Genomic DNA, 7,355 nt, shown 5'->3' on the forward strand with positions numbered 1-7,355 from the left:
CGAAGGCCGGGAGCAGGGCGGAGGCGCAATCCCCGGCCGCTCGAAGGCAGGGACTAGACGCCGGAGTAGCTGTGCAGGCCGGCGAAGTAGACGTTCACGATCGTGAAGTTGAAGACCACGCAGAGGTAGCCGACGATCGAGAGCCAGGCGGCGCGGGTGCCGGTCCAGCCGCGGGTCGCGCGGGCGTGCAGATAGCCGGCGTAGACAACCCAAATCACGAACGTCCAGACTTCCTTGGTGTCCCAGCCCCAGTAACGGCCCCAGGCCTGTTCGGCCCACACTGCCCCGGCCATCAGGGTGAACGTCCACAGCACGAACGCGACGGCGTTGATCCGGTAGGAGAAGTTCTCCAGTGACTGGGCGGACGGAACGATCTTCAGGAACGCCAGGCGCTCCTTCCCGCCTGCCCGGACCTTGGCCTCGCGGTCGGCCTGCAGCAACTGCAGGACGGACATGGCGAAGGTCAGCGTGAACAGCGCCGAAGCAATGACGGCAACCGACACGTGGATGATCAGCCAGTAGCTCTGCAGTGCGGGAATGAGGTGGCCTACCGGGGTCGGGAAGCCGATGGTTGCAGCCATCATCATGATCAGGACCAGACCCAGAACGACGGTACCGAGGAAACGCAGGTCCCGCCGCAGCAGTACCAGCAGGAAGATCACGGAAACCACCAGGGCCCCGGTGGTGCAGAACTCGTACATGTTGCCCCACGGCACACGGTGCGCCGCCATGCCGCGCATGACGACGGCGGCAGCATGGATCAGTGTGCCAAGCACCGTGAGCGCTACAGCGACCCGGGCAGCGTTGCGGCGCACACCGGTGTAGCCCATGGCATCGTCGGCCGTGACGGCTTCGCCGCCGCCCCACTGGCGTGCCGATCCTTCAGGGCCCGCAGGAGCTCCGGAGGTCGCCATGACGCGCTGCGCCGGTGCGGCGTGTGCAGCCTTCTGGTCGATGGCATTCAGCGTCTTGCTGCTCTTGGCCAGGTCCCAGGTGAACGCAAGGAACGCCACCGTATAGGTAAAAGCGGCGAGCAGCATGAAGAGATCGCTGTACTCCGCAAGTTGGTAGTCGATGGAGGGCATTAGGAGTCCTTACCTGTTTCTTCCGTGCGTCCGGCCTTGCCGGCCACTGATGCGTCAGCCAGGTCGCCCGGGCCTTCCGCCTGTGCTGCGGCGGGTCCGCCCGCCAGCCACTTCTTTTCGAGCAAACCGCGCAGGGCCCCGGCTTCGGCTTCGAGGCGCGGATCCTCGCCCCGGGCGAGCAAACCGTACTCGACCATTATGCTGCCATCCCCGCTCGCCCCTGTACGCACCCACACCCGTCGGCGGGCGAGGAACAGCGAGGCGGAGAGCCCGGCCAGGCTGAGTACCGAAAAGATCAGCACCCCGGTCTTGGCCGGATCGTAATGGATGTCCAAGGCCGCGTAGCGCAGCAGCCCGTCGAAACTGATCGATCCCTTGCCCTCAGGCAGGTCATAGATCTGGTTCATGCCCAGCACGATTCCGCCGGCATCCAGGTCCCTGTTATTCAAGGGCGTGAGGTCATCGGTATCGAGGACAAAGACATTGCTCGGGACACCGTCGTCCAGGCCCAGGTCGCCGTAATAGGAGTTCAGGTTCAGCTGCGGGTTGACCGGATCGGGATCGCCGGAGAAAGCGACACCCTCAGGGTCCAGCATGGCGGTCGGCAGGAAGAACCCGACAAACCCGAGCTGGTCGGGCTTGGCATCCGGTGCCTTGATCACCATCAGCGAGGTGTAGACGCCGTCTGTGGGGACGCCGACCACCGGGCCCTGGAAGGCGATGTCTCCGGCGCCGTCGCGCACCGTGACCACCGGCGCGTAGCCATTGCCCACCAAGTAGACCTTGGTCCCGCCGATGCTCAGCGGCTTGTTGACCTTCAGCGTCTCGGACCGCGGAGCCTCATCGGGGTCTTCCTGCACAGTGACACTGGCGGTGAAGTCCAGCGGCTGGACGTTGCCGTTGGCCTGGCGGTCGAAGGTGACGTCGAAGTCGTCCAGGGTCAGTGAGTACGGGGCCAGCTGGGACTCGGAGAAGTTGGTGCCGGGGCTGAAGGTGTCATAACCCACGAGGGTATTCACGAAGGTGTCTCCCTCAACCACCACGCGCTGGCCGTTGTAGCCCACCAGTCCGCCGACCGCCACAGAGGCCAGGACCCCGATCAGCGACACATGGAACACCAGGTTGCCGGTCTCCTTGGCGAAACCTCGTTCGGCGCCAACGGAGGGACGGTCTGAATCCAGGTCACGGGCCTCCACCCGGTATCCGCGCTTGCGGAGGACCTGGGCGGCGTCGCGGGCGGCCTGCGCGGCGGTGAGGCCGGTGCCGGCTGGAACCACCATGGTTCCATATTCCGGAAGCCTCGAAAGCTTCGTGGGAGTCCTGGGGGGCTTGGAACGCAGCGCCTTCCAATGGACCTTGGCACGCGGAATCACACAGCCGATCAGGGAGATGAAGAGCAGCAGGTAAATGGCCGAGAACCAGATGGAGGAGTACACATCGAACAGCTGGAAGCGGTCCAGCCATGGCCCCGTGCCCGGGTTGTCCTGGATGTACTGCGTGACAGCCGCGGGATTGGCCGGGCGCTGCGGGAAGAGCGAACCCGGCACCGCCGCCACTGCCAGCAGCAGCAGGAGGAACAGCGCCGTGCGCATGCTCGTGAGCTGGGTCCAGGCCCAGCGCAGGGTGCCCAGCAGGCCGAGGGAGGGAAGCGCGACGTCGTCGGCTTTCTTTTTCCCCGGCGTGCCGGCAGGCGGCGTGGTTGCGTTGGCAGACGGCGCGCTGGAGGGCGGTGTCTGCGTCTCTTCGCTGTCCGGTTCAGGTTTCAACTGGTTCTCATTGTTCTGTGGAGTCGGGTTCCGGCCGGCGGGAGGCCGGAGTCTCTTGCAGGGACATGCTCATCAGATGGGCAGGGTGACACTATCCAACCAGCCTTGGAGCTGGTTGATCCAAACATTCCAGACCCCGGTGACCATCAGCAGGCCGAGCGCGATCAGCATGCCGCCGCCAAAACGCTGCAGCGCAAGCCGGTGGCGGCGGAAGAAACCCAGTGCGCCCATCCCCCGCCGGACTCCGAGGGCAATCAGCAGGAAGGGCAGTCCCAGGCCGAGGCAGTAGACGAACGTGAGCACTGCCCCCTTGGCCGCCGAGGCATCGTCCCCGGAAAAAGAGAGCAGCTGGACTGCGGAGAGCGTAGGCCCCATGCACGGTGCCCAGCCCAGACCGAAGGTGATGCCCAGCAGGGGTGCGCCCCACAGCCCGGCGGGCGGCCGTGCCTCGATCTTGCGGTCGCGCTGGAACCAGGACAGCCCACCCATGAAGATCACGCCCATCAGGATGATCAGCACACCCAGGACCTGCGGTATCCAGGCCTGGTCCGGCCCCCGCAGCCATGCCCCGAGCTGTCCGATCCCGGCTCCAATGGCGACGAAAACCACGGAGAACCCCAGGATAAACAGCGCTATGCCCGTGAGCATCCGCCCCCGGCGCTGCTTTTCCAGGTCAATACCCGTCAGCCCCGTCACGTATCCCAGGTACCCGGGCACGAGCGGCAGCACGCAGGGGGAAAGAAAGGAAACCAGGCCCGCCAGGACCGCTACCGGGATAGCCAGCAGCATCGACCCGTTAAGGATCGTTTCGGCGAAGACGTTGGCGGCCGGCAACGCGGCGGGAAGCAGGGGCGGCACGGTTACGCAGCCAGCGCGTCGCTGATCAGGGTCTTAAGTGTTCCCTTTTCAGCCAGGCCCAGGATCCGCGCAGAAACCCGGCCTTCACGGTCAAGCACCAGTGTTGTGGGCACAGCCTGCGGTGGTACGTAGCCCGTCATCGCGAGCAGCACGTCCCCGTTGCGGTCCTCGAAACTGGGGTAGGGAATGGCGAAGTTCCGTTCGAAGGCTTCCGCCGTCTTGGCCTCGTCGCGGATATTCACGCCGTAGAAGCGGGCGCCTTCGGGCGAGAACTGCTCATGGAGTTCCACGAGGTCCGGAGCTTCCTTGCGGCACGGCGCACAGGCTGCGTACCAGAAATTGAGGACGACGACGTCGCCCGCCCAGTCCGCGTTGGTCACCGTGGTGCCGTCAAAAAGGGTCCCGGACAGTTCAACGGGCTCGCCGCGTTCGGAGACTGCATATTCCGTGACGGACCCGTCGCCGGCGATGTAGTTCTTGTTGTCTCCGGCTTTGGCCTGGGCGGCCAGCGGATCCTCAACCGTGCACCCGGCCAGGGCGGCGGCCAGCGGCACGCCTACGGCCAGCCCGGCACCAATCCGCAGGAAGGACCTGCGGCGCATGGCATCGGCGTGGTTGTCGGTCTGAGGTTTCTTCACGGATTTTCCAGCTTTCATCGCGGCAGGGGACGGCCACTTCTACAACGCGTAGTAATTGTATTATGCGCCCGGGATGTTCGCTGCCCCGGGCAGCAGGTCCGCCGAGGGCTCCGCATAACGGACGCCGGAAAGCACGTCGCCCTCGAAATCGAGGGTGGTGACGGAGGTCAGCGTGCATTCCCTGTTCCGCGGGTCGTGCCACAGCCGCCGCCCCTCAGCCGCCAGCCGAGTGACCCAAATCGGCAGCTGGTGGCTGACGAGCACGGCTTCTGCGCCGTCGCCGCCTGTTTCCAGTGCTCGGATCCGGGCGTCCTGCACGGCAGCCATGACGCGGTCCACCTGCTGGACGTAGGGCTCACCCCAGGAAGGCTTCATAGGATTCCGCAGCAGCGGCCAGTAGCGCGGGCTGCGCAGCCGGCTCTTCACCCCGGAGAGTCCCTCGAAACGGTTTTCGGCTTCGAGGATCCGCTCGTCGGTCACGATTTCCAGGCCCAGGGCAGCAGCGATGGGTGCGGCCGTTTCCTGCGCCCTGGTCAGCGGAGAGGCAACCAGGTGCACCAGTTTGGCGCCGTCGTTCTTCTGCGACTGGAAGTGGGAGGCGGCGCGGCGGGCCATCTCCTGGCCCAGATCGGAGAGATGGAACTCAGGCAGGCGTCCGTAGAGGACACCGTCCGGGTTGAAGACTTCTCCATGGCGGACGAGGTGGATCGAAGCACGGGACATGATTCCAAGTCTCGCAGACACGCCGGGGAAGATTAAATCTCCACAAACAGTTGAACCTTTGAGTTTTATGTGCCAGACTCAATGCAATTGCATCTAAAAGTCGGGCAGGCAACGGCCGCCCGGCGATCCACGACAGGAGTGACACCACCATGATCCCCACCGGACTGAACGCAGGCACCTGGAACCTCGACGCTTCCCACAGCGAAGTCGGCTTCACCGTACGGCACGCCGGCATCAGCAAGGTCCGCGGCAACTTCGACAAGGTCTCGGCTGTCCTCGAGGTCGGCGAGTCCCTGGCCGGCTCCAAGATCTCCGCGACGATCGATTCCTCGTCCTTCAACTCCAACGACGCCAACCGCGACGCCCATGTCAAGGGCCCGGACTTCTTCGACGTCGAGCAGTTCCCCGAACTCACGTTCACCGCCACCAACGTGGAAGGCTCGGGCGAAAGCTACAAGCTCACCGGCGACCTGACCATCAAGGGCATCACCCGCCCCGTGACCCTGGACGTTGAATTCAACGGTGTGGCCGTTGATCCCTTCGGCGCCACCCGCGCCGGATTCTCCGCAACCACCTCGATCAGCCGCAAGGAATTCGGCCTGACCTGGAACGCCGCCCTCGAGACCGGCGGCGTGCTGGTCGGCGACAAGGTAACCATCAACGTGGACGCTGCGTTCGTCGCCGCTTAGTCCGGGTCACTGAGTCGCAGTGCAGGAGCCGTGGACCGGAACCCCCGAGGGCTGTTCCGGTCCACGGCTGTTTAATCCACAGTTTCCCCGCCTACGACGGGAGACTGCCTGCGCGCCGGTGCCGCGCCAGTGCCCCGGCGATAGACTTGTCACCTGACTTCGCAGATGGGCACTCTTCCCTGCCGGCATCCGCCGGCAGGCACCAAACGGCAGGCGGGCCCCATGACTACTCCAAACGTCCCCGATCCCAACGATCCTGACGCTCCGCAGGAGACTCCCCCTCCGGGCGCCGCAGAGGACGGACAAGATCGCCAGCAGCCGCGCTACGGGCAGTACAGCAAGCCGGAACAGCCATCCACTCCGCCGCATGCCGGGCAGGAAGACGGTCACGCTGACCCAGCCGGCCCGCAGGGCGGACAGTACGGGCAGGCGGGACAGTACGGGCAGCAAAGCCAGTACGGGCAGCCCAACCAGTACGGGCAAGGCGGGCCGTACGGACAGCCAAGCCAATATGGGCAGATGCCCGGCCAGCCACAGTATGGCCAGGGACCTTACGGATATCAGGCTGCCCAGCCTTCGGGCTACGCCTCGCCTGCCGGAACAGGGTCACCCAGGGGTCCTGCGCCGCGTGAGGTTCAGCTTGGCTTCTGGCTCATCATCGCGGCCGGTGTCCTGTCCTTCATCAGTAACCTGCTGACGTCCCTGAACCTGCCGAACCTGCTCTCCGCCGAACAGACGCAGATGCTGCGGGACAGCGACATCGACCTTCAGGACGCCAGCGGCTTCCTGATCACCTTCTCGGTGCTGGTGGGGCTGATCGGACTGGGACTGTATGTGCTGATCGCCTTCTTCGTTCGGCGCGGACACAATTGGGCCCGGATCGTGGGCACCGTCTTCGCCGCGTTCTCGGTTTTTGGGCTGCTGGTGTCCCTTCCGACCTACTTCGCTTCGCCGCTGGGACTGCTGTCCCTGGTCGCCACGCTGGCCGGAATAGCCGGGATCGTGATGCTCTACCTCAAGCCGAGCAACCCCTACTTCCAACGGCACGACTACAACCCCTACCGCCCGTACTAGCCGGCGTCATAAATCTTGGCTGCTCCGGCACCGGTTCGCCTTTTAGGTGGTCACACCGGCAGCTCCTGAGCGTAGCGTTAGCTCCCCTACCGAGAGCTGACAGCCTCCCGGCAGGAGCACTGTTTTCCGGTCTCTTGAAGGCGGCGACGACTATGACCCCACCTCCCGAAGCCCCCAATTCCCCCAAAACCGGTTCCACGTTTCTTTCCCGCCACTTCCATCTATCCGTCCGGCACCTTGGGCTCCACCGCCTGGCGGCAAGGCCGTCCCGGACAGGGTGGCCGACGCGCGGTTCCGCCGGGGAAATGCCGGATGCACCTGCACCGGCAGCATCCCCCGCACCGAAGATGGCAACGGCAGCGCCCCCGGACGCCCCTGCACGTGCGGGCGGCGAGCGTCCGGCGAAGCGTCCTTCGCCCCAGCCAGCTGCCAAGCTGCCGCCCCGGCCGGGCCCGGGGCCCGGGCCCCCCCCCCCCCCCCCCCCCCCCCCCCCCCCCCCCGCAACACCCCCCCCCCCCCCCC

7 protein-coding genes are annotated in these 7,355 nt (G+C 65.6%); 2 read left to right on the forward strand and 5 right to left on the reverse strand.

Features of this window, described 5'->3' with window-relative positions:
• Nucleotides 1–53: 53 nt before the first annotated feature.
• The 5 genes from ccsB to TVB01_RS13855 form a co-directional block, all read right to left on the reverse strand.
• Entirely contained in the window at nt 54–1,085 is a 1,032-nt protein-coding gene (gene ccsB / locus TVB01_RS13835; protein WP_422456492.1) for a c-type cytochrome biogenesis protein CcsB, read from the reverse strand.
• On the reverse strand, nt 1,085–2,719 hold the full coding sequence (gene resB, locus TVB01_RS13840; RefSeq protein WP_422456496.1) for a cytochrome c biogenesis protein ResB: 1,635 nt from the start codon (nt 2,717–2,719) through the stop codon (nt 1,085–1,087). Before resB ends, ccsB begins: the two co-directional genes overlap by 1 nt.
• 204 nt (nt 2,720–2,923) lie before the next feature.
• Nucleotides 2,924–3,640 (reverse strand): cytochrome c biogenesis CcdA family protein, encoded by a 717-nt coding sequence (locus TVB01_RS13845; RefSeq protein ID WP_422456497.1) that lies wholly within the window; start codon nt 3,638–3,640, stop codon nt 2,924–2,926.
• Between the two features lie 71 nt (nt 3,641–3,711).
• A complete protein-coding gene (locus TVB01_RS13850) occupies nt 3,712–4,311 on the reverse strand; it encodes a TlpA family protein disulfide reductase (protein WP_422456498.1) in 600 nt (199 codons plus the stop codon).
• Nucleotides 4,312–4,407: 96 nt separating this feature from the next.
• Nucleotides 4,408–5,070: a histidine phosphatase family protein gene (locus TVB01_RS13855; RefSeq protein ID WP_422456493.1), complete on the reverse strand. Its 663-nt coding sequence runs from the start codon at nt 5,068–5,070 to the stop codon at nt 4,408–4,410.
• A 149-nt stretch (nt 5,071–5,219) separates the two neighbouring features.
• On the opposite strand from TVB01_RS13855, the gene TVB01_RS13860 reads away from it, so the two are divergent.
• Nucleotides 5,220–5,759: a YceI family protein gene (locus TVB01_RS13860; protein WP_422456494.1), complete on the forward strand. Its 540-nt coding sequence runs from the start codon at nt 5,220–5,222 to the stop codon at nt 5,757–5,759.
• Nucleotides 5,760–5,981: 222 nt separating this feature from the next.
• A complete protein-coding gene (locus tag TVB01_RS13865; protein ID WP_422456495.1) occupies nt 5,982–6,833 on the forward strand; it encodes a hypothetical protein in 852 nt (283 codons plus the stop codon).
• Nucleotides 6,834–7,355 lie beyond the last annotated feature (522 nt).

Origin of the sequence: Arthrobacter sp. 7Tela_A1, from assembly GCF_049311065.1 — a bacterium.
GTDB lineage: Bacteria > Actinomycetota > Actinomycetes > Actinomycetales > Micrococcaceae > Arthrobacter_B.